This is a genomic window from Halopseudomonas sp., from assembly GCF_038130085.1.
GTDB lineage: Bacteria > Pseudomonadota > Gammaproteobacteria > Pseudomonadales > Pseudomonadaceae > Halopseudomonas.
In genome coordinates this window covers 187677-210587 of the sequence record NZ_JAYPMU010000003.1, presented here as the reverse complement: position 1 = coordinate 210587, position 22911 = coordinate 187677, and the positions used below count along the sequence as shown (strand labels likewise).

At 59.2% G+C, this 22911-nt stretch carries 20 protein-coding genes; 10 read left to right on the top strand and 10 right to left on the bottom strand.

Going from position 1 to position 22911, the window contains the following annotated elements; translation table 11 throughout:
* The first annotated feature begins 137 nt into the window (after positions 1 to 137).
* Together mutS and fdxA are read left to right on the top strand one after the other, a co-directional pair.
* Positions 138 to 2717 carry a DNA mismatch repair protein MutS gene (gene mutS / locus AAFM31_RS04000; protein ID WP_341706615.1) on the top strand — a complete coding sequence of 860 codons (2580 nt, stop codon included), beginning with the start codon at positions 138 to 140 and terminating at the stop codon, positions 2715 to 2717.
* Positions 2718 to 2862: 145 nt separating this feature from the next.
* Entirely contained in the window at positions 2863 to 3186 is a 324-nt protein-coding gene (fdxA, locus tag AAFM31_RS03995) for a ferredoxin FdxA (RefSeq protein ID WP_104737042.1), read from the top strand.
* 504 nt (positions 3187 to 3690) lie between these two features.
* On the opposite strand, the gene groL is transcribed toward fdxA, so the two are convergent.
* The 3 genes from groL to AAFM31_RS03980 all read right to left on the bottom strand — a co-directional run bounded on the left by groL (position 3691) and on the right by AAFM31_RS03980 (position 6331).
* Positions 3691 to 5334, bottom strand: coding sequence for a chaperonin GroEL (groL, locus tag AAFM31_RS03990; protein WP_341706614.1), 1644 nt, complete (start codon positions 5332 to 5334; stop codon positions 3691 to 3693).
* A 48-nt stretch (positions 5335 to 5382) separates the two neighbouring features.
* Entirely contained in the window at positions 5383 to 5676 is a 294-nt protein-coding gene (locus AAFM31_RS03985) for a co-chaperone GroES (protein ID WP_088275629.1), read from the bottom strand.
* Positions 5677 to 5881: 205 nt separating this feature from the next.
* The gene (locus AAFM31_RS03980; RefSeq protein WP_341706613.1) at positions 5882 to 6331 is read right to left on the bottom strand and encodes an FxsA family protein; all 450 of its coding nucleotides are present in this window, start codon (positions 6329 to 6331) and stop codon (positions 5882 to 5884) included.
* Between the two features lie 190 nt (positions 6332 to 6521).
* On the opposite strand from AAFM31_RS03980, the gene AAFM31_RS03975 reads away from it, so the two are divergent.
* Positions 6522 to 7280, top strand: coding sequence for an SDR family oxidoreductase (locus tag AAFM31_RS03975; RefSeq protein ID WP_341706612.1), 759 nt, complete (start codon positions 6522 to 6524; stop codon positions 7278 to 7280).
* A gap of 63 nt (positions 7281 to 7343) precedes the next feature.
* Here AAFM31_RS03975 and AAFM31_RS03970 read toward each other — a convergent pair whose 3' ends face one another.
* Positions 7344 to 8360 (bottom strand): DUF481 domain-containing protein, encoded by a 1017-nt coding sequence (locus tag AAFM31_RS03970; protein ID WP_341706611.1) that lies wholly within the window; start codon positions 8358 to 8360, stop codon positions 7344 to 7346.
* Positions 8361 to 8403: 43 nt separating this feature from the next.
* On the opposite strand from AAFM31_RS03970, the gene AAFM31_RS03965 reads away from it, so the two are divergent.
* A complete protein-coding gene (locus tag AAFM31_RS03965; RefSeq protein ID WP_341706610.1) occupies positions 8404 to 8784 on the top strand; it encodes an MGMT family protein in 381 nt (126 codons plus the stop codon).
* Positions 8781 to 10157, top strand: a complete 1377-nt coding sequence (locus AAFM31_RS03960) for an MFS transporter (protein ID WP_341706609.1) — start codon at positions 8781 to 8783, stop codon at positions 10155 to 10157. The genes AAFM31_RS03965 and AAFM31_RS03960 overlap by 4 nt, the downstream gene beginning before the upstream one ends.
* Positions 10158 to 10219: 62 nt before the next feature.
* On the opposite strand, the gene AAFM31_RS03955 is transcribed toward AAFM31_RS03960, so the two are convergent.
* Both AAFM31_RS03955 and AAFM31_RS03950 read right to left on the bottom strand, forming a co-directional pair.
* The gene (locus AAFM31_RS03955) at positions 10220 to 11053 is read right to left on the bottom strand and encodes a mechanosensitive ion channel domain-containing protein (RefSeq protein WP_341706608.1); all 834 of its coding nucleotides are present in this window, start codon (positions 11051 to 11053) and stop codon (positions 10220 to 10222) included.
* 35 nt (positions 11054 to 11088) lie between these two features.
* On the bottom strand, positions 11089 to 11574 hold the full coding sequence (locus AAFM31_RS03950; protein ID WP_341706607.1) for a YajQ family cyclic di-GMP-binding protein: 486 nt from the start codon (positions 11572 to 11574) through the stop codon (positions 11089 to 11091).
* A gap of 108 nt (positions 11575 to 11682) precedes the next feature.
* Between AAFM31_RS03950 and AAFM31_RS03945 the strand changes: the two genes are divergently transcribed.
* Genes AAFM31_RS03945 through AAFM31_RS03935 form a run of 3 tightly spaced genes read left to right on the top strand, consistent with a single transcriptional unit; the run spans position 11683 to position 14171 of the window.
* Entirely contained in the window at positions 11683 to 12639 is a 957-nt protein-coding gene (locus tag AAFM31_RS03945) for a response regulator (RefSeq protein ID WP_341706606.1), read from the top strand.
* A gap of 7 nt (positions 12640 to 12646) precedes the next feature.
* Positions 12647 to 13552 (top strand): 2-dehydropantoate 2-reductase, encoded by a 906-nt coding sequence (locus AAFM31_RS03940; protein WP_341706605.1) that lies wholly within the window; start codon positions 12647 to 12649, stop codon positions 13550 to 13552.
* 52 nt (positions 13553 to 13604) lie between these two features.
* Positions 13605 to 14171 (top strand): cob(I)yrinic acid a,c-diamide adenosyltransferase, encoded by a 567-nt coding sequence (locus tag AAFM31_RS03935; RefSeq protein ID WP_341706604.1) that lies wholly within the window; start codon positions 13605 to 13607, stop codon positions 14169 to 14171.
* Positions 14172 to 14201: 30 nt separating this feature from the next.
* On the opposite strand, the gene AAFM31_RS03930 is transcribed toward AAFM31_RS03935, so the two are convergent.
* From AAFM31_RS03930 to AAFM31_RS03915, 4 genes are all read right to left on the bottom strand, one after another.
* Positions 14202 to 16220, bottom strand: a complete 2019-nt coding sequence (locus AAFM31_RS03930) for a methyl-accepting chemotaxis protein (RefSeq protein ID WP_341706603.1) — start codon at positions 16218 to 16220, stop codon at positions 14202 to 14204.
* A gap of 174 nt (positions 16221 to 16394) precedes the next feature.
* Positions 16395 to 17225, bottom strand: a complete 831-nt coding sequence (gene ampE / locus AAFM31_RS03925; RefSeq protein ID WP_341706602.1) for a regulatory signaling modulator protein AmpE — start codon at positions 17223 to 17225, stop codon at positions 16395 to 16397.
* Positions 17225 to 17794 (bottom strand): 1,6-anhydro-N-acetylmuramyl-L-alanine amidase AmpD, encoded by a 570-nt coding sequence (gene ampD, locus AAFM31_RS03920; RefSeq protein WP_341706601.1) that lies wholly within the window; start codon positions 17792 to 17794, stop codon positions 17225 to 17227. Before ampD ends, ampE begins: the two co-directional genes overlap by 1 nt.
* A gap of 60 nt (positions 17795 to 17854) precedes the next feature.
* Positions 17855 to 20113 (bottom strand): DUF1631 domain-containing protein, encoded by a 2259-nt coding sequence (locus AAFM31_RS03915; RefSeq protein WP_341706600.1) that lies wholly within the window; start codon positions 20111 to 20113, stop codon positions 17855 to 17857.
* Positions 20114 to 20578: 465 nt separating this feature from the next.
* Here AAFM31_RS03915 and AAFM31_RS03910 point away from each other — a divergent pair, with 465 nt between their 5' ends.
* A complete protein-coding gene (locus AAFM31_RS03910) occupies positions 20579 to 21943 on the top strand; it encodes a sodium:alanine symporter family protein (RefSeq protein ID WP_341706599.1) in 1365 nt (454 codons plus the stop codon).
* A 93-nt stretch (positions 21944 to 22036) separates the two neighbouring features.
* On the top strand, positions 22037 to 22897 hold the full coding sequence (gene nadC, locus AAFM31_RS03905) for a carboxylating nicotinate-nucleotide diphosphorylase (RefSeq protein ID WP_341706598.1): 861 nt from the start codon (positions 22037 to 22039) through the stop codon (positions 22895 to 22897).
* Positions 22898 to 22911 lie beyond the last annotated feature (14 nt).

Genomic DNA, 22911 nt, shown 5'->3' with positions numbered 1-22911 from the left:
AAACGTTGCCCGGCGCTGCAGTCACAAGCAGCGACGTGATACCCTTTGCGCCAACCTGAAACGGCGCCTCAGCCACCGCCCTCAGCGCATCCATCGCGCCCGGTGACACCGCCTTTTACGCATATTTCGAGTCATTGATGAAAAAGAGCAAATCCGAATCCACCGCCCACACGCCGATGATGCAACAGTACTTCAGCATCAAGCAGCAGCACCCGGAACAGCTGCTGTTCTACCGCATGGGCGACTTCTACGAACTCTTCTACGACGACGCAAAAAAAGCGGCTCGCCTGCTCGACATCACCCTCACCGCCCGCGGGCAGTCCGGCGGTCAGCCGATCCCGATGGCAGGCATTCCCTTCCATGCGGCCGAGGGTTATCTGGCCAAGCTAGTCAAGCTGGGCGAGTCCGTCGTCATCTGTGAGCAGGTTGGCGACCCGGCCACCAGTAAAGGTCCGGTCGAGCGCCAGGTTGCCCGCATCATTACTCCTGGAACCGTCAGTGATGAAGCGCTACTGGATGAGCGCCGCGACAACCTGCTGGCAGCGCTGGTTGGTGCTGAACGCGGCTTTGGTCTGGCGACTCTGGACATCAACAGCGGTCGCTTCGTGGTGATGGAGCTGCGCGGCTGGGAAACCCTGCTCGGTGAGCTGGAGCGCCTGGCGCCAGCCGAGCTCCTGATTCCCGATGACTGGGAAAGCAATACGCCGATCGAGCGCCGCCGTGCCGTGCGTCGCCGCGCGCCTTGGGAATTCGATCAAGACAGCGCCTTCAAAGCGCTGACCCAGCAGTTCGGCACCAAGGATCTGGTCGGTTTCGACTGCCAAGAGTTGACCCTCGGCCTCGGCGCAGCCGGCGCTCTGCTCAGCTACGCCAAGGAAACCCAGCGCACGGCTCTGCCACATATTCGTAGCATCGCTCAGGAGCGCTTCGAAGACAGCGTCATCATCGACAGCGCCAGCCGTCGCAACCTGGAAATCGATCAGAACCTGTCCGGCGGCCGCGACAACACCCTGCTCGACGTGCTCGACCACACCGCGACCGCGATGGGCAGTCGCTTGATGGCGCGCTGGCTGAACCGCCCGCTGCGCGACCTCAAAGTACTCGGCGCCCGTCAAGACAGCATCAGCGCCCTGCTCGATCAGCAGTTCTATCTGGACCTGCAACCGCAGCTCAAGGGCATCGGCGACATCGAACGTATCCTCGCCCGTGTTGCCCTGCGTTCGGCCCGCCCGCGCGACCTTGCGCGTTTACGCGACGCTCTGGCCGCCCTGCCCGCGTTGCAGGACTGCATGCAGTCGCTGGAAACGCCCCATCTGCGCAAACTGGCAGATCAGGTGCGGACCTATCCCGAGCTAGCCGACCTGCTGGAACGCGCGGTGATTGAAAACCCGCCGGCAGTACTGCGCGACGGTGGCGTGATCAAGGCCGGCTTCGACGCCGAACTGGATGAACTGCAAAACATCAGCGAGAACGCAGGCCAGTACCTGATTGATCTGGAAACCCGCGAGCGCGAGCGTACCGGGCTGAGCACCCTCAAGGTCGGCTACAACCGGGTGCACGGCTATTTCATTGAACTGTCCCGCAGTCAGGCGGATCAGGCACCGGTGGACTACATTCGCCGCCAGACTCTCAAGGGCGCCGAGCGCTTCATCACCCCCGAGCTGAAAGCCTTCGAAGACAAGGCGCTGTCCGCGCGCAGCCGCGCACTGGCCCGCGAGAAGCAGCTGTATGACGAACTGCTGGATCGCCTGAACGAAGACCTTGCCGCCCTGCAAACCAGTGCCGCCAGCCTCGCCGAGATTGATGTGCTCTGCACGCTGGCAGAACGCGCCGGTAGCCTGGACTACAGCCGTCCACGCTTTATCGAAGGCAGTCAGCTGCAGATCAGCCAGGGGCGTCACCCGGTCGTCGAACAAGTACTGGAAACGCCCTTTGTTGCCAACGACCTGGATCTGGACGCTGACACCCGCATGCTGGTTATTACCGGCCCGAACATGGGCGGTAAATCCACCTACATGCGCCAGACCGCATTGATCGTCCTGCTGGCCCATATCGGCAGCTTTGTGCCCGCCGCCGACGTTGAGCTGTCCTGCGTCGACCGCATTTTTACCCGGATCGGTTCCAGCGACGACCTGGCTGGCGGCCGTTCGACCTTCATGGTCGAGATGAGCGAGACCGCCAACATCCTCAACAACGCCACCGAAGCCAGCCTGGTGCTGATGGACGAAGTGGGGCGCGGCACCAGTACCTTCGACGGCCTGTCGCTGGCCTGGTCCGCCGCAGAGTATCTCGCCAAGGTACGGGCCTTCACGCTGTTTGCCACGCACTACTTCGAGCTAACCGGCATGGCCGACACCGACGAAGGGGTCGCCAACGTCCACCTGAACGCCACCGAGCACAATGAACGCATTGTGTTCCTGCATAACGTACAGCCCGGCCCGGCCAGCCAGAGTTACGGTCTGCAGGTTGCTCAACTGGCCGGCGTGCCGCGCCCGGTAATCCTGCGGGCCCGCGAGCACCTTGCGCAGCTTGAGCAACAAAGCCTCGAGCAACACGGCAGCAAGCCTGCAGGTACCAATGAGCAACCGTTTCAGAGTGATCTGTTTGCCAGCGCGCCGCACCCGCTGGTTGAACAGATGCAGGCCCTGGATCCCGATGACCTCAGCCCACGCCAGGCCCTTGAGCTACTGTACAAACTGAAACGCGAGTGGTCGTAAATTCAGCAAATGATATTCATTTGCATCAAACGTGTTGCGACCTCGCTTTAATCTGCGCAAAACCCGGCGTTACCCTGTACCGCCGGGAAAAAACTGCTAGACTACGCGCCAGATTTTGCCAGCCTGATTCAATGGAGACCTCCCCATGACCTTTGTTGTTACCGACAACTGTATCAAGTGCAAATACACCGATTGCGTTGAGGTCTGCCCGGTTGATTGCTTCTACGAAGGCCCGAACTTTCTGGTCATTCATCCGGACGAGTGCATCGACTGCGCACTGTGTGAGCCTGAGTGCCCGGCCAACGCCATCTTCTCCGAAGACGAAGTACCGGAGGACATGCAGGAGTTCACCGAGCTGAACGCAGATTTGGCTGAAGTGTGGCCGAACATCACCGAGAAGAAAGACGCATTGGCCGACGCTGAAGAGTGGGATGGCGTTCCGGACAAACTGCAATACCTGGAGCGCTAATTCAGCGTCCACAAAAAAGCCGGCTCAACGCCGGCTTTTTTTATGTCTGTTGCTTGCCTGCTGACGTGACTCTGCCGCTCGCTCCAAAGGTCGCGCGACACAAATTTCAGGCAAAAAAAGGGGCGGGATAGCCCGCCCACTCTTTATTCCATATGTGCTTTCCGTGTCCAGCCGTCCTGGCTCCATCGTCCTGAAAATCCCTGACTCAGCTCCCTGCCGAGTAGCGCCGTCCGTTGCGCATGGGTACATAATATGGAATCTCTGGCCGCCCGCAACCCCCTCCAGCGACCAAAACAGACTGCCATAAGAAATATAAATACAATAAAATCAAATGGTTACCAATTTAAGCACAAGTAAAAACCCATTCCACCCACGCCCCATGACGGCGAAGTCTCACACACCTTGTAGGAGATCTCTTACAAGGTGTGCGCATGCACGGTATCGGTAAGACATAAAAAAACCCGGCTCGCGAGAGCCGGGTTTCGGGTTTAGCCGGGGGGCTGATTACATCATGCCACCCATGCCGCCCATACCACCCATGCCGCTCATGTCAGGCATGGCCGGCTTCTCTTCCGGCAGCTCTGCGATCATCGCCTCGGTGGTGATCATCAGACTGGCAACGGAAGCAGCAGCCTGCAGCGCGCTGCGGGTTACTTTGGCCGGATCCAGGATACCCATATCGATCATGTCACCGTAAGCGCCGGTCGCAGCGTTGTAGCCGAAGTTACCTTCGCCTGCCTTGACGCGCTCCAGAACAACGGCAGCTTCTTCACCGGCGTTGGTAACGATCTGACGCAGCGGGGCTTCAACAGCACGGCGCAGCAGCTTGATACCGACGTTCTGATCTTCGTTGTCGCCAGCCAGACCTTCGATCGCAGCCAGAGTGCGAACCAGAGCAACACCACCGCCAGGTACCACACCCTCTTCAACGGCAGCGCGAGTAGCGTGCAGCGCGTCTTCTACGCGGTGCTTCTTCTCTTTCATCTCTACTTCGGTAGCAGCACCAACCTTGATTACCGCAACGCCACCAGCCAGCTTGGCCAGACGCTCTTGCAGCTTCTCACGGTCGTAGTCGGACGTGGTTTCTTCAACCTGCTTGCGGATCTGGTTAACGCGGGCTTCGATATCAGCCTTGGCGCCAGCGCCGTCAACGATGGTGGAGTTGTCCTTGTTGATCTGAACGCTCTTGGCTTGACCCAGGTGCTCCAGAGTGGTGGTTTCCAGGCTCAGACCGACTTCTTCGCTGATCACGGTACCACCGGTCAGGATAGCGATATCCTGCAGCATGGCCTTACGACGATCACCAAAGCCCGGTGCCTTGACCGCAGCAACCTTGACGATGCCGCGCATGTTGTTGACAACCAGAGTTGCCAGCGCTTCGCCTTCAACGTCTTCAGCAACGATCATCAGCGGACGACCAGCCTTGGCAACGGCTTCCAGAACCGGCAGCAGTTCGCGGATGTTGGAGATTTTCTTATCAACCAGCAGGATGAACGGGCTGTCCAGATCGGCGGACATGGTTTCCGGCTTGTTGACGAAGTAAGGAGACAGGTAGCCACGGTCAAACTGCATGCCTTCAACGACAGACAGTTCGTTTTCCAGACCGGAACCTTCTTCAACGGTGATAACGCCTTCCTTACCAACGCGGTCCATTGCTTCAGCAATGATGCTACCGACGGACTCGTCGGAGTTGGCAGAGATAGTACCTACCTGAGCGATGGCCTTGGAATCGGCGCAGGGCTTGGCCAGGTTCTTCAGCTCGGCAACGATGGCAGCAGTGGCCTTGTCGATACCACGCTTCAGATCCATCGGGTTCATGCCGGCAGCAACAGCCTTCAAACCTTCGGTAACGATCGCTTGAGCCAGTACGGTTGCGGTGGTAGTACCGTCACCAGCGTCATCGTTGGCACGGGAAGCAACATCTTTGACCAGTTGCGCGCCCATGTTTTCGAACTTGTCTTTCAGCTCGATTTCCTTGGCAACGGAAACGCCGTCTTTGGTGATCAGCGGCGCGCCGAAGCTGCGCTCGATCAGTACGTTGCGGCCCTTCGGACCCAGAGTGGCTTTAACCGCGTTGGCCAGCGTGTTGACGCCGTCCAGCATTTTGTTGCGACCGGAAATACCGAATTTAACTTCTTTTGCAGCCATGTTTGCTTTCCTTCAAATGAATTCGTTAAGGGGTGATGGGTGGCAGATTCAGCCTTCCAGTACACCGTAGATTTCGGATTCGCTCATGATCAGCAGGTCTTCACCATCGATCTTGATGGTGTTGTTGCCGGAGTAAGGACCGAAAACAACCTTGTCGCCTTCTTTGACGGCCAGCGGACGAACTTCGCCGTTGTCCTGCAGACGCCCGGTACCTACAGCAACGATAACCCCGGTGTTCGGCTTTTCAGCGGCCGAGCCAGGCAGAACGATACCGCCAGCGGTCTTGGTTTCTTCTTCGCTGCGACGAACGACTACGCGATCGTGTAACGGACGAATTTTCATCGTTGTGTGTCTCCCAATAAATGATCTTCAATGCCGGAAACCCGGCGCTTTCACGTTGTAATCCGGATCCGCAATGCGAATCCGAAGGACGAGCCTTGCGGCTCGTCGCTGTTCGTGGCTCTGCCCTATCGCAGAGCCCGCCAAACCGGTGTGAACTAGATGGGGCTTGGCACTGCCATTTCAAGAGCTGGCAGCAAGATTTTTTTCAATCGCGGTCGATACGACGATCAGGAGCAGCCTGATCGGGCTCATCAGGGCGCCATTCGCCTTCGATAATGGTGGTGTTGCCGCGGCGCCACACATTCGGGCCACCCGGCTCACCCGGCCCCGGCTTGCCGCGTGACACCAGAGCGAGCACCAGACACGGCACCGCGAGTGCGTCGGTAATCAGACCCGGAATCATCAGCAGTACGCCAGCCAGCAGCCACCACATGCCGGTCTTAAGCACGGCAAACGGCGAGCGGTTTTCTGCCATGCGGATCTGCAGCTGCTGCAGCATCGACCAGCCCTGGCGCTGGATTAGCACCAGACCCAGCAGGCCGGTACCCAGCACCCACAGCAGGGTTGCACCTACGCCAATGCGCTGGCCAAGCAGGATCAGGGTGGCCAGTTCAAGCAACGGCAGGAGCAAAAGGAAGAATCTGAACAGGGGCATACGCACCTCGTATTGGACAGGTTTCGACTATATGGGTACGGCCTTGGCCGCTTTCAACCGGCAGATCGACCAACGGCACCCAAACCAAGGTCAAAAAGTGACCGGAAAGCAGCTTCAGGTATTCAAAATATCGATGATCTGGTGCATGCTTGCGCACCTCATTTCCATCCCCCTTTGCGAGGAGAGCCCAATGCAATTGCAAGACAGCGTTATCATCATCACCGGCGGCGGACAGGGCCTGGGTCGCTCCATGGGCGAATTCCTGGCTGCCAAAGGCGCCAAACTGGCTCTGGTCGACCTTAACCAGGAAGCGCTGGACGCTGCTGTTGCAGCCTGCAAGGCCGCCGGCGGTGACGCCCGCTCCTACATCTGCAACGTTGCCAACGAAGAGCAGGTCACCCACATGGTGAACCAGGTTGCCGAAGACTTTGGCGCCATCCACGGCCTGATCAACAATGCCGGCATCCTGCGCGACGGTCTGCTGCTGAAAGCTAAAGACGGCCAAATCCAGAAAATGAGCATGGCGCAGTGGCAGTCGGTCATCGACGTCAACCTGACTGGCGTATTCCTGGGCACCCGCGAAGTTGCCGCCAAGATGATCGAACTGGGCACCCAGGGTCTGATCATCAACATCTCGTCCATTTCCCGCGCCGGTAACGTCGGTCAGTCCAACTACTCAGCCGCCAAGGCCGGTGTTGCGGCCATGACCGTGACCTGGGCGAAAGAGCTGTCCCGCTACGGTATCCGCGTTGCTGGCATTGCTCCGGGCTTTATCGAAACCGAGATGACCGGCAGCATGAAGCCGGAAGCACTGGAAAAGATGACTTCCGGTATTCCGCTCAAGCGTATGGGCAAGCCGGCCGAGATCGCGCACTCGGCGGCCTACCTGTTCGAGAACGACTACTACACCGGTCGTATCCTCGAGCTGGACGGTGGTCTGCGCATCTAACGATCGCGCACGGACTGGCGGCCACGCACCGCCAGTCCGTTCCTGCCTCTGCTTTTCCCCGCCCTACCAGCCCACACCTAATCCAAAGGTGTAACGGGTATCTCGATAACCACTGTCATCGGTAGTGTTCAGATAATCCAGCTCGCCCTTGAGGCTCAATGACGCCCAGCTGGTCAGCCGATAGCGAATACCCAGATCGGCATCCATCAAGTAACGCACCTTGGGGTCGTCCGGTATCTGCGTTTCCGCCGAATGGAACAGTTCAAAGCGCTTACCCAACAGGAAGCGCCGATAGTCCCACTGCAGGCCCAGCGCGTCGTAGCGTGCGCGAGAGCCATCACGCTCCTTGAGCCAAACCCGATCCAACCGCGCGGAGGTTTCAAACCGCCCCAGTGCGGTATTCCACCATTCATAACCGGGACCCATACCAAACTGGCGCTGCTTGGCGATTTCGTTGATGTGGTCGCGCTTGTACTGCACGCTACTGGCCCAGAACCACTGATCGGTAATAAAGCGGTTGAGGTCGTAGGAGGCGTCCAGCGTATGGCTGGTTTTGACATCGTTGCTGTAGTCGCGGTCGTAGTCCAGTGCCCAGTCATGGCGCCAGCGCCCATGGCGCAGACGTGAGGCCACGTCGATATCGATATCACGCTTCTCGTTACCCGAGGTGTCCTTGATATCCAGCGCAGCGCTGGCGTCCCCCTCCCACACCGAGTCCTGCACCAGCGGCCGCGGGACCAGAAGCTGACGGATCGCACGGATGTCGGTAGCCACCGGCTGACGATTGGGCACCCGCAACAGCACTTGTCCGTCCTGTTCTGACTCAGCCAGCTGCACAGTGTGCTGAATGCCGTCACGCAGCTTAACCAGCACTGGCTCTTCGCTGTTGAATGTCTTGATGCGAGCGACACTGATGGTCAGCGTTCCAGCATAAGCCGTTTCCAGAACCAACTTGCCGCCTTCAAGGAACTCGACCTTGCCAGTCAGGCGATCCCCATTGTCCAGCCACAGGGTATCGGCGACACTGCGCCAGGACAGCAACGTAAGACAGCACAACAACACAACGCGGAACCACAGCATTGAACACCTTCCAGCAGGCATCAGGTTAAGCGGGCAATTATCCATGAAAGACCGGCAGATAGCGCCAGCGTTCAACACCATCGCCGACGACCAGCGCAAGGACGTTTTTTTTCAGGTGCTGGCCAGCATTCCTCCCGGACGCGTGACCAGCTATGGCCGCATTGCTGAACTGGCCGGTCTGGGCCGAGGCGCGCGCCTGGTCGGTCGCTGGCTAGGGCAACTGCCCGAAGGCACAACACTGCCCTGGCACCGGGTGCTCAACAGCCAAGGCAAGCTGTCGCTCGGAGCCGACACCCCGAGTGGGCGGGAACAACGCGCAAGACTCGCTGCCGAAGGGATACTGGTACGCAATGGTCGCGTGAATCTGCGACACTACGGCTGGCCAGAGAGCCCTGCGTCATCGCCATCAAAAGGACCGACATGAGTTCCAGCACGTCCGATTCCAGCAATACTCCACTCCCAGCCGAAGGCCTGCGCGTTTACCTTAAGCCGCGCGTCATCGGCATGCTGTTTCTCGGTTTTTCTGCCGGCCTGCCGCTGCTGCTGGTCGGCGGCACCTTCAGCGCCTGGCTGCGCGATATCGGTGTCGAACTGGCGTCCATCGGCTTTCTCAGCTGGGTCGGCATGGCCCACTCAATCAAGGTGCTGTGGGCGCCACTGATCGACCGCCTGCCCGTCCCCCTGGCGACCCGCCTGCTGGGCCGGCGGCGCAGCTGGATGTTGCTCGCTCAGCTGGTGATTGCCGGCGCGCTGCTCGGCATGTCGATGAGCAATCCGCTAGAACACCTCGAATGGGTCGCTCTGTGGGCGGTACTGGCGGCGTTCGGCTCGGCCACCCAGGACGTCGCAATCGACGCCTACCGGGTAGAAGCCGAGGCCAAGCACCGCCAAGCGGCTATGGCTGCTACCTACGTGACCGGCTACCGCGTCGCCATCCTCGCTGCCGGCGCGGGCGCCCTGCACATCGCCGCCCTGCAGGACTGGAGCATGGCCTACGGCCTGATGGCGGCAATGATGCTGATCGGGGTGGTGACAACGCTGATGATTGCCGAGCCGAGCGTGGAGATCACCGACGCCACCCGCGAGCAGGAAGCCCGCCTGACTCGCCACCTGAGCCAGTCGGTTCACAGCGGCTGGCGGCTGCAGCTGTCGGGCTGGGCGTTCAACGCGTTTGTTGCCCCGTTTACCGAGTTCTTTGAGCGCTACGGCCGAGTAGCCTTCATTATCCTGCTGTTTATCGCGACCTTCCGGGTCAGCGATATTTTCATGGGCACCATGGCCAACCCCTTCTATCTCGATATCGGTTTCAGCAAGGAACAGATCGCCAACATCGCTGCCGCCTTCGGACTTGCGATGACCCTGTTCGGCGCGGCGCTGGGCGGATTGCTGGTTGCCCGTTTCGGCATTGCACCGATCCTGATTCTGACCGCATTCATGGCACCGGCGACCAACCTGATCTTTGCCTGGCTAGCCTTCATCGGCCCCCAGCCGGACGGCTTGGTGCTGGCTATCATTGCCGACAACATTACCGGCGGCCTGGCAATATCGGTGTTCATTGCTTACCTCTCAAGTCTGACCAATACCGCCTATACCGCCACCCAGTACGCCCTGTTCAGCTCGTTGATGACCCTGCCCGGCCAGTTCGCCGCCGGCTTCACCGGCGTTCTGGCAAGTCAGGTGGGCTGGGTCCACTTTTTTATGACGACGGCACTGACCGGGTTGCCAGCCATCATTCTTGCCTTTGCATTGCTTAAGTACGCCCATCCTGATCGACTCCGCCGCCCCGGCATCGACTAAGCAAAGAGCACAAAAAAACCCGGCCAAAGCCGGGTTTTTTATTCGCGCAGCGCCTGAAACTATCAGGCCGACTGCTGCACCAGGTGCACAGTCCGTTGCGGGAACGGGATACTGATACCAGCTGCGTCAAACTCCAGCTTGGCCTTTTCCTGCAGCTCAAAGAATACGCCCCAGTAGTCTTCAGTCTTGCTCCACATCCGCAGCGACAGGTTGACCGAGTTGTCACCCAGCGACACCAGCCAAACAACCGGCTCCGGATCTTTCAGCACACGACTGTCACCCTTCGCCAGCCCCATCAGAATCTCTTTAGCCAGTTTCAGGTCATCGCTGTAATCAATGCCGATGTTCAGATCAACGCGACGCGTCGCCTGACGGGAATAGTTGATGATATTGCCGTTGGACAGGCTGCCATTCGGAATAATCACCGTCTTGTTGTCCGGTGTTTTCAGCACGGTGTTGAAGATCTGAATGCTATCAACAGTGCCCGCAACGCCTTGCGCTTCAATGTACTCGCCAGCACGAAACGGACGCAGAAACAGAATCAACGCGCCACCAGCAAAGTTCGCCAGGCTACCCTGCAGCGCCAGGCCAACCGCCAGGCCGGCAGCACCCAGCATGGCGATGAATGACGTAGTCTCAATGCCGATCATCCCGGCCACGCTGATCAGCAGCAGGACCTTGAGGGCGATAGAAATGAGCGAGGAGATAAAGCTGTGCAGCGTCGCCTCAACATTGCGCTTGTTCATCAGCGCGTCCATCGCCTTCATCATCCGGCCGATCAGCCACCAGCCGATCAGCAGCGTCAGCAGAGCCAACGCCAGCTTGCTGCCGTATTCAATCAGCAGCGGTAACATCGCCTCTTCAAGCCCTTGCAGCTTGTTCATGATTTCATCCATTCGTGCCCCCTTTTGTCAGCGATGGATTCGCGACCTCAGTCGCGGAAGTTGTTGTATTGCAGCGGCATTTCCAGCTCGCTGCCACGCAGCAGCGCCATGACATCCTGCAGGTCATCGCGCTTCTTGCCGGTGACGCGTACTTGATCCCCCTGAATCGCGGCCTGCACCTTGAGCTTGGAATCCTTGATCAAGGCAACAATTTTCTTGGCAAGTTCCTTGTCGATACCTTCCTTGAAGGACACATCCTGCTTGACCAGCTTGCCCGAGGCAAATGGTTCGCCCGCATCGAGGCAGCGAATATCAATCTTGCGCTTGGTCAGGCTGAGTTCGAGAATCCCCATCATCTGCTCAAGCTGAAAGTCAGACTCGGCACTCATGGTGATGGTTTTCTGCTTGTCGTTAAAATCGATCTCCCCTTTGCCCCGGAGATCGTAACGCCGATCCAGTTCTTTCTTGGCGTTATCAACAGCATTGGTTACTTCATGCTTGTCCAGTTCGGACACGACATCAAAAGATGGCATTGTGCTACCTCACAGAAAAACCCAAAATTATGATGTTCATTACAAAACGGCGGTATAACCTCATGGCATTATACCCAGACCGGCCAACGTCCAGCAGGGAGCAACTAAATGCCGAACCCCCAACTCAGCATCCTGGTAGTCGATGACACCAAGTTCAGCAGTGCTGTCATCGGCCATACCCTGAGTCAGGCCGGCTACAACAATATTCGTTTCGCCAGCTCAGCAATGGATGCCTTGCGCATGCACGAAGAGCAACCTGCCAGCGTTATGGTTGCCGACTGGCTGATGCCGGAAATGGACGGCCTGGAGCTGACGACCCGAATCCGCCAACTCGACGAGCAGACCGATCACTACACCTATGTGGTCCTGCTGACCGCCCGCGAAGGCGACAACGTGTTGGGTGAAGCCTTTGACCGTGGCGTCGACGACTTCATCAGCAAATCAGCCATGAATGAGCAACTGCTGCCGCGTATCTACGCTGCCGATCGCACCTCGCAGCTGATCAACCGCCTGCTCGACGAAAACCAGTTGCTGGCATCCAACAATGCACAACTGGAAGAACACAACCTGGTTGACCGACTGACAGCGATTGGTAACCGGCGCTATCTGGTGCAACGGCTGACCGATGCACTGCGCAATGTCGAGTCTCGCGGCGGCGCCTGCTGTCTGGTGGTGATGGGAGTTCAGAATCTGCCGGCCCTGCAAGAGCGCTTCGGTGATACGGTGCAGCAGGAAGTGCTGCGCGGCACCGCACGACGCCTGCAGCAATTGGTGCGGCCAACCGACGTGATTGCCCGTGTCGACGATAACGCCTTTGCCATCGTTACTATCGCCGATCAGGCAGCCGACCTGAAACCGAACAGCTTCCGCCGCCTGCATGATGGTCTCAACCTCAAGGCGTTCAAGACCAGCGAAGGCTACTTGTCGATCCGCGCCGGCATGGTCATCTGCACCCTGAGCAACCGCCAGACAGCCCCGGACGCCGAGGCACTGCTGCAGGAAGTGTCGGGCCACCTGAGCGAAGCGTACGAAACCAACCTGATTACCGAAGCCCGCATCGGCTAAGGACTGCATGCTGCACATCATCGGCGCTGGCAGCCTCGGTCTGCTCTGGGCTGCGCGCCTGCAACTCGGCGGCATCGCTTGCCGCCTTATACTGCGCAACAGTAATCGTCAGGAGCAGTGGCTGCGCAACGGTGGCATCCTCGCGTTCAACGATGGTGCGACAGTACACACCCTGCAACTTGCAACTGAGACACCGGATGCCCCCACGCCCATCAGGCATCTGATCGTCGCCACCAAGGCCTATGCTGCGTTGCCCGCCGTCGAATCAGTGCGCCATCGCCTGCAGCAGGGTGCAGAACTGTTTCTGCTGCAGAACGGCCTGGGCTCGCAGCAGGCCATTGCCGACGCGTTTCCGGAATGTCGTGTGTACTGCATCAGCATAACCGACGGCGCCTGGCGCCCCAGTGAGCACGAGCTGACCTGGGCTGGCCGCGGTCACAACACGATCGGCCCACTCCATCCAGCGACGCCACAACCGACGTGGCTGAGTAGCCTGCCAGACAGCATATCAACCTCCTGGCGAACGGATATCCTGCCGGTGTTATGGCGAAAGCTGGCGGTCAATTGCGCGATCAACCCCTTCACGCTGATATACGATTGCCGCAACGGCGACGTCCCAGAGCGCGCCGACGGCTGGCTGGATCAATGCATTACCGAGCTTGAGCAACTGCTGGCCCGGCAAGGGTTCGACACCGACCTCGCTGAACAGATCCAGGCGGTGATCCTGGCAACCGCCAACAACAGCTCCTCTACTCGCCAAGACCTGCATGCACGACGGCGCACCGAACTGGACTACATCCTGGGCTACGCCTGCCGCGCAGCGCGTGAGGCCGACCTGCCTACTCCTGCTCTTGATCAACTGCTCGAACAGGCTCGGGAAACCTTGCAGCAACACCAACTACCGGCTGACTGAGAGACCGCTGACCGCTAGACTAGGCTGCAGCTTCCAAAGGAGACAGCACGCCATGGGCTACCGCCTGAGCAAACTCTATACCCGCACCGGTGACGCCGGCGATACCGGACTCGCCAACGGTCAACGCATTCGCAAAGATCACCCCCGCGTTGAGGCAATGGGCGACGTAGACGAGCTGAACAGCCAGCTTGGATTACTGCTCTGTCAGATGACCGACGACACTCTTAGCGAATTGAAAAGTGCCCTGAGCCCGATTCAACATCGCCTGTTCGACCTCGGTGGCGAGCTGGCCATACCCGGGCATGACTTGATCGACGCCACTGACGTGCTGGCGCTGGAACAGCTGATTGATCACTACAACGCCAATCTGGAGCCGCTGAAAAACTTCATCTTGCCCGGTGGTTCGCCACTGGTAGCCCAGGCGCACCTGACCCGCAGCGTATGCCGACGGGCGGAAAGACACTATCTGACCTTGGCGATGGAAGAAGAGGTGAACAATCAGTCGGCGATTTATCTCAACCGCCTTTCCGACTCGCTGTTTGTTGCAGCCCGGACGATCGCCGTGCTGGAAGGAACCGCCGAAGTGCTCTGGGCTGCCAAACCCAAGCCCGAGGCTTGAGCCGGCAACCCGACGCTCACTGACGCCTTGTCAGACCTTGAAGGCGTTGATGATACCCTGCAGCGAATGCACCAACTGCCCGAGGCGGCCGCTGGCCTCCTCAGCTTGCTGCGCGCCTTGGGCAGTGCGCTCGCCAGCCTCGTTGATCTGCACGATGTTCTGGTCAATGTCGTGACTAACCACCGTCTGCTGCTCGGCGGCCGCTGCAATCTGCTGGCTTTGATCCACAATCTGGGTAACCGCCTTGAGGATGCTGTCCAGCCCCTGCTGCACCTGCAGCGATGACTCAACCGTAGAGGCGGTCATGCTGTGGCTGCTTCCCATCGCTTTGACCGCTGCGGAGACACCGTCTTGCAGACGAGCGATCATTTGCTCGATCTCCTCGGTGGACTGCTGAGTACGACGCGCGAGGGTACGAACCTCGTCGGCAACAACAGCAAACCCACGACCCTGCTCCCCAGCTCGTGCAGCTTCGATCGCCGCATTCAGGGCCAGCAGGTTGGTCTGCTCCGCCACGCCCTTGATCACATCCAGCACCCGGCTGATCGATGAGCTGTCATCCGCCAACTGATTGATAACGCGGACCGAGTTCTCGATCTCACCAGCGAGCTTCTCAATACCATCAACCGACGACTCAACCATACGACGACCATTAAGCGTCTCGGTATTGACCTGCTCGGCATTGTTGACCGCCAATGCAGCACTGCGAGCCACTTCCTGCGAGGTTGCCGCCATTTCATTCATCGCCGTTGCCACCTGTTCGATCTGACTGCGCTGCGAAGCGACCGCCTGACTGCTTTCAGTAGCAATGTGTTCTACCTGGCTGGACTGCTCCTGCACCTGACCAGAGGTCGTGCTCACCTGGCGGATCAGCTCGCGCACCCGCTGAACGGTGTTATTAAAGTCAGCTGCCAGCGCGCCCAGTTCATCCCGGCTGTCGACCACAACCTGCACGGTCATGTCGCCACCAGCGACCTGCCCCATCTGTTCCGACAGGCGCTTGAGAGTGCGGCGGGTGGCGAAATAGAAGCCCGCATACAGATAGATGATCAACAGCCCTACCAGTGATAGCGAGACCACGAGAATAATCATCGTCCGGGTGTTGCTCGCCAGTCTGCTATCCAGGCGGCTGCCCAGATAATCGAAAATGGCCGCATCAAGCGCGTAGGTAGCATCAATCTCACCCGTGATGCGGTCGAAGAAGGCTTCCCAGGTACTGTCCAGCGAGGCGGCAATGATCACCTCTTCCTCGAAGATGACCGCCGCACTTTCGATGCTCTCTCGGCTCTTCTGTGCAGCAGCCTGCAAGGGAGCACTGCCGGTGTCGGTCACTGCCTGGTCCAGAACCTGTGCGTAATCAGCTCCGAGCTTCTGCAGCGCGGTGACGAGGTCGTCCATCTCTCGACTGGCGTCCGAATTCAGGAAACCCAAGCCCATCGAGTAAGCGCCGGTAGCACGCCCCTGACCCAGTGCAGACGTTACCTCTACGGTTGACGCTATGAGCAACTCCGTCAGTTGACGCACGTTGCGGTCAAAATCCTGCGGCAGGCCTGCGTAGGCAGCAGTCATGTTCAGCAGCGTACCGGTCTCGTCCATCGCCCGAATCGACATCGGCCCACGCGAGATGATCGACTCACCAGCTATCTCGTTGTAGCTCTGAACCAGCCTATCGCGCATTTCGATAAGGTCCGCGGCAGCCGGATCATCCGCATCCAGCGGCAGAGCGTTCAGTTGCTCGATCAGCTCTGCGCGAACCTTGACCAGCCGCTCTTCAATGCTGTCAGCCTGGCCGCCCTGCCCCAGTCGAGTGTTGACCGCATCAAGGTCACGGACCAGCTCGGCGGTGCGCAATGCATCCGACGTGGCACGCACCAGCTCCAGGCTGTTCAGCGCGTGCGCGGTAACCTGCACACGTTCATAGGCCTGCTGCACCAGCATGCTGCTGACAATACCGAGAGGAACGAAAAACAGAACGCTGATAAGGCAAAATTTCATGCCGTAACTCAGGCGGTTCATTAACGCGATGGCAGGGGAAAGCAGACTGTTCACCCGTGAGGTCTCCTAATAATAAGCTGCCCCGCGGCCCGGGCTGTGCGTCGGCCTGGCCAACGCTGTTTTTTGTAATGACTACCGCTGCAAGGCCGATCAGCCTCGCGCCTTACTGTCTCATAATGACGCTATCGGCTCCAACCAGCACAACTTTAAGGCAACAAGGATGCGAATCTAACCAAGTACAGCCAGCAAGGCCAGTGCAACCGCCCAGACGGTCAGCGCGCGCACCAGCAACGTGCGGGTATCGGCCAATACACCCGTGTCCGAGCTGTCCGCCAGCGGCCGGTTTCCGCCATCCAGCGCAGCCTCAGCAGCCCGGTGAACCAGCTCATCAGATGGCACATCCCAGCTCAGCAGAACGTCAGCCAAAACCGCGCGCACATGATCAAAGTGTCCGACCAGCGCAAAACTGGCCGCCAGCAGCCGTGCAGGAATCCATTCCAGAGCGTGAGACAGCGCCGCAGCGGGGGCCGATGCCGGGACTTCAGTCTCATCGGCCAACAAACGCAGCAATCGATAACCCAATGCGCCCGCCGGACCAAACAAGGCAAACCAAAATACCGTCACCACATAGCCATGCAGTACTTCGCGCACCAGCGTGGCCCTGACCTGCGCCAGCACAGGCTGTTCGCCCTCCGCCGTCACCCCCATTTCCTGCTCTGCAACCAGCGCCGCAGCTTCCTCGTCCCCCCGTGCCCAGGCGCGCTCAAACCCGTCTGCCAGCTCCCCCAAAGGATCACGACGCCCAACACAGGCGAGCAGCACCAGCGCAAACAGCAACAGCCCAAACAACCCCAAACCGTTACGCTGCAGCCACCATTGCAGCAATACCAGCAGCACTAATGGCAACAGCGCCAGCAACACACCACCTAGCCGCTTTTGCCCAGCCTCACGGCGCAGAACCCAGGCAACCCAGGTTTTTGGCAAGTCACCTGGCAGCCCCTTACGGAGCGGCGTGACCCACATCAGCGCAACAACAAGCAGCAAAGCAAGAAAGTGCATTAACACGCTCCCAGAGCAGAATTTGAGCCCACCAGTGCCCGTAGGTAACGGCGCCATTCGAACGCGGGCCCCGGATCCGTCTTGCGTCCCGGTGCAATGAACTCATGTCCGGTGATCCGGTGGTTACCAATAGCCGGATACGCGACCTGCAATGCCTTGGTCAGCGACACAAGGGCAGTGTACTGCGCATCCTCATAAGGCACATCGTCCGCCCCTTCCAACTCAATGCCGATAGAGAAATCATTGCAGTTCTCGCGCCCCCCATATACGGATGCGCCGGCGTGCCAAGCCCGACGATCACAGGAAACGAACTGCGTAATGGTGCCGTCACGTTCGATCAGAAAATGCGCAGACACACGCAGATCCGCAATCTCGGAAAAGTAGGGATGAATAGAGGGATCAAGCTGCCCAGCAAAAAAGGGCTGAACGTAGCCTCCTCCAAATTGGGAGGGCGGGAGGCTGATATTGTGAATTACTAGCAGGGAGATTTCGCAACCAGCAGGACGCTCGTTACAGTGGTCAGACGGGCAGCGTGCAGCCCCCTCCAGCCAACCCTCGCTTATGCGCATGAACGCCCCCTGACAGCAAAAACGCCATGCTAACAGGTGGCAGCGTCGACCGCATCCGCCTCAGGTACGGGCCTGCAACTGGCGCAAGTTACCGATAACCGATTCCAACGCGCGGTCGAACAGCTGATTCTCGTCCAGCAGGTTGACCATGCCCTTGTCAAAGCACTGGGCCAACTCCTGTCCGGAAAGCTCTGCCACCTTTACACCGTTACGGTTCACGAAGATGTACTTGCCACTGAAGCTGATGATCGCTGCAAGCTTGCAGCGCTGCGGTGCTTTGCCCTCAGCCACCACCAGTTGTACCCAGCAACCGGTACCCAGCCCCTCGACCCAGCGCTGAGCACCCACACTGGGCAAGTCTTCGATCGTTTCGGGCGCAGCCTCCGGCGCCTCCTGCTCCAGCACCGGCTGCTCAACGCGCACCGCTTCCAGCTCAACCGGTGGCGCTTCAGTTACCGGCTGCGCTGGCGCGATATCGGCAACTTTGGGGCCCGCCACTGCCGAATCCTTGGGAGCAGACACAGCGGCCAGAACTGCGCGCTGCGGTACGACAATTGCTTGAACATGGCGCTCAGTAGACGCGGCATCCAACCCAAGTAGCTCAAGACCGCCACGTACCGCCGCTTCGATCTGCCGGTTCTGCGCCACCCGCGTGGCCATACCTGCCTGATCAACCGGTTGCACGCTGTGCACCATGGCTTTGGCCGCACCCAAGGCATGACGCCAGGCCTTCGACTCGCCACCCTCACGCAGAAAGATCATCTGCATCACCTGGCTCCAGGTGTCTCTCAGCAGATCCACAACAGTCACCGGGAGCGTGCGCCCCACCAGCATCTTGTTGATCTCTCGAGCCACTTCTCCGCGGGCTGCCTTAATCCGTGCACGTCCCTCCTCCGCATCCCGCGTGCGCTGCTCTACCCGCTCGGAGCGACGCTGTTCGGTGCGCAGAAACTCGGTCAAGCGTTGATGCAAGGAATCGAACAGATCCGAGTCAGGCTCTGTTTCCGCCAACAACTGCTCAACAATCTGCTCGAGCAACGCATGCAGCTGATCACGACGCAGATCATCGTGATCGTTCCAGCCCATGGTTGCCCGGGACAGCTCATTCAGCAGGCGACGTGCTGGATGTGAGGCGCGACTGAAGAAGCTCTTGTCGATGATCGCAACCCGCAGCACCGGAAGCTGCATACGCGCAATGAGCGCCTTGACCGCAGCCGGGAGCTCGCGATCTTCCAAGATGAAGTCAAACAGCATGGACACAAGGCTGATGACATCGTCATCAACTCGCGCGACGGTCTTGGCCCCACCGCTCTGCACGCGCTGTTGATGCAGCAACTGCTGCACATGGCGGCGCAGGCCGTTCTGACCAGTCTCACCAGCAAAGCTTTCCGCTGTGACGTCCGACAACACGTGGAGCAGCTCACTGGTGCCCATCGGCACACCGCCGGGTGTTCCAAGACCAGCCAGTGCAACATCGCCACTGGCAACCCGCCACTTGCCGATGAGATCACTGAACATACTCAGGATCTCCTGCTGCTCGGCATTTTCGCCCAAGCGGCCCGCCAGTGAACCCTCACCTCGGGCAGCCGCCCCCGGCGGGGCAGAGGGTCGACGCGACGACGCAGCAGTGGAGACGCGCAGATCAGGCATTACGCCCGCGCGAATAAATGACTCGTTGAGGCTTTCGTACAAGCCGTCAATTTCGTTGAAAACATAACGCTCGTAGAGCTTGAAGATAATCAGGCGAACCTTGATATCCAGGTTCAGCGCCTTCATCGCCTCGGCAAAATGTTCAGCAAGCGCCCCCGGAGCAAAGGGATTGCCGCGCTCGTCCAGGCGCTTTTTTAGGAGGCTATTGACCCTCATCAGCAGGTGACCGAGCGCTGTTTGATTGCGGCTCGATGCGCGGTTGACCATGCCGTCGATAGCAACCGTTTCTTCCAGTTCGTCCGGCTGAACCAGCGTTAACGTATCCAGCTCATAAGAGGTAGTGGACAGCCCTTGCGGTGCCTCGGAGCTCACCTGCTCGGCCGCCAACACCAAGGCATCGCAGGTTTTCTTGACGATGTTGTGACGCTGCAGGCGGACATTGCGCATAGCCTCGAAGAACAGCGCCTGATCAGCGTTGTTACCAGCCTTGTCAGCCATTTCGAAGAGGTTGTCATCCGCTTTGTCGAACATTTCGCCGAGTGCAGACTGCAGATAGCCGACAGTCAGGTCCCGCACGCCGACCAGTGGCGCAGGCAGCGCCGATGCCCCGGCAGCAGTGCGGGCAGCAAGATTCGGCTTGATAGAAACCACTTTTGGGTCTTGGGACATTATTGCTCTCCAGACAAGTCGCGCTTGTCATGTGGTGCTGCACGCCAGCGGAGACGATCCTGCCGCGTTTTACGCTATCCCTATGTCGACAATTTGGCGTCAAACTTTTACTAGCTTTCAGTATACCGCCTTGCATTGGCAAAGCAGCTACCCTCGACCGAATTCTTGATCGAAGTCACAGTTCCCTTTCTGATATTAGAGTCTGTTGCCATTTCGTTCACCCGCCTGATGCCGCCTGTCAAACCGCCAATCAAGGAGCGAGAAGCGCAGCGTGGTCATTCCACGTAAGCGACGAGCGACGTCGAGTGGCGGTTTTACAGGCGGCAACAGACCCTGGTACGGACATATTCTGTAACCGCTTCCGCAATCTCTGGTATAAGCTGAATTGGTCAACATCTGCCTGACAGCAACAGTAACGATGCACCATTGATAGCATCGAAAACACAAAATCAGGAGCTGCATTTTATGGAAGCACTTATCTCCTTTATCGGGAGCGTCAACGGGATCGTGTGGGGCCCAGCCATGCTGGCACTGCTGGCCGGCACCGGCCTGTATCTCACCCTCGGTCTTAAACTAACCCCGCAACGCAAACTGTTCTACGGCTTCGGCATGCTGTGGCGTGGCCGCAAGAGCAGCGAGGAAGGCGACATCAGTCCCTTCAACGCGCTGATGACCGCCCTGTCGGCAACGGTTGGTACCGGTAACATCGCCGGTGTTGCCACCGCTGTTTTCCTTGGCGGCCCCGGAGCCCTGTTCTGGATGTGGGTTATCGCCCTGGTTGGCATGGCGACCAAGTTCTGCGAAGCGGTGCTCGCCGTGCGTTATCGCGAAAAGGACGCCCTTGGCAACCACGTCGGCGGCCCGATGTACTACATCAAGAACGGTCTGGGCGAAAAGTGGAAGTGGCTGGGTGTACTGTTCGCCATCTTCGGCATGCTGGCTGGTTTCGGTATCGGTAACACCATCCAGTCCAACTCGGTTGCCGACGCGCTGAACAGCTCGTTCAACATCCCGCCACTGGCCACCGGCATCGTCATTGCTGTTCTGGTTGCGCTGGTACTACTCGGCGGCATCAAACGCATCGGTGAGGTTGCCGGCAAGCTGGTTCCAATCATGGCCATCTTCTACGTTGGTGGCGGCCTGATCATCCTGATCCTGCACGCTGACAAACTGCCGGAAGCCTTTGGCCAGATTTTCTACTACGCGTTCAACCCAAGCGCCGCCGCCGGTGGCTTTGCAGGTGCAACCGTATGGGCGGCTATCCGTTTCGGTATTGCCCGCGGTGTCTTCTCCAACGAAGCTGGTCTGGGCAGCGCACCGATCGCGCACGCAGCCGCACAGACCAACAACCCGATCCGCCAAGGCACCGTAGCCATGCTCGGCACCTTTATCGACACCATCATCATCTGCTCGATCACCGGCCTGGTGATCATGGTGACTGGCGCCTGGCAGAGCGGCGAGAACGGTGCACCGTTGTCAGCGCTGGCCTTTAGTCAGGGCCTTCCGGGCGGCTGGGGCCAGTACATTGTCAGCATCGGTCTGGCGGTCTTCGCCTTCACCACGATCATTGGCTGGAGCTTCTATTCCGAAAAGTGCACCCAGTTCCTGTTCGGTGAGCGCTCCAACCTGCCGTTCCGTCTGCTGTGGATCATCGCCATTCCGCTGGGCACTCTGCCCGGCATCGACCTGAACAGCCTGTGGCTGGTGGCCGACACCCTGAATGCGATGATGGCGATTCCTAACCTGATCGCCCTGCTGCTGCTGAGCCCTGTGGTCTTCAAACTGACCAAGGACTACTTTGCAGACCCGGCCAACTACCTCGAAAAGTAAATCGGCCTCAGCACAATGCCCGCCTCCCCGGCGGGCATTTTTTTTCGCCAATCGGTATACTCGCGGCACTTGCGATCAGACGCCGGAGCCCGTATGCCCAACCTCACACTCGACAGCCTGCAGACCAACATCATTGATGATGTGCGCCGCGCCTTGGCCGAAGATGTGGGCGATGGTGACATCACAGCCAGCCTGATTCCGGCCGAGCGTCAGGCCGATGGCCGCATTATCACCCGAGAAACTGCGGTGTTCTGCGGCAGAGCCTGGGCAGACGAAGTCGCGCGCCAGGTCGATCCTGAGATCGCGATTGAATGGTTGGTCAATGATGGCGACACCCTGCTCGCTGATCAGACCATCTGCCGTTTCAGCGGCCCGGCCCGCGGCCTGCTGACCGCCGAACGTTCGATGCTCAACTTCATCCAGTTGCTGTCGGCGACCGCTACCCGCAGCCGTCACTTTGCCGACCTGGTTGCCGGCACCAAGGTAAAGCTGCTCGATACCCGTAAAACCCTGCCGGGCCTGCGCCTGGCGCAAAAATACGCAGTCACCTGCGGCGGCTGCCACAACCACCGCATCGGCCTGTACGACGCCTTCCTGATCAAGGAAAACCACATCGCCGCCTGCGGCGGCATTGCTCAGGCCATTAGCCGCGCGCACGAAATTGCGCCGGGTAAACCGGTTGAAGTTGAAGTGGAAAGCCTTGCAGAGTTGAAGCAGGCGCTTGACGCCGGTGCAGACATCATCATGCTGGATGAGCTGAGCGATGAGGATATGCGCACCGCGGTCAGCCTCAACGCCGGGCGCGCCAAGCTGGAAGCATCCGGTGGCATCACCGAAGCCACCCTGCGCAGCGTCGCCGAAACCGGCGTCGATTACATCTCGATCGGTAGCATGACCAAGGACGTGAAAGCGGTCGACCTGTCGATGCGCCTGCGCTTTCAGGCCGCGGACTGACCAGCCGCTCCGGC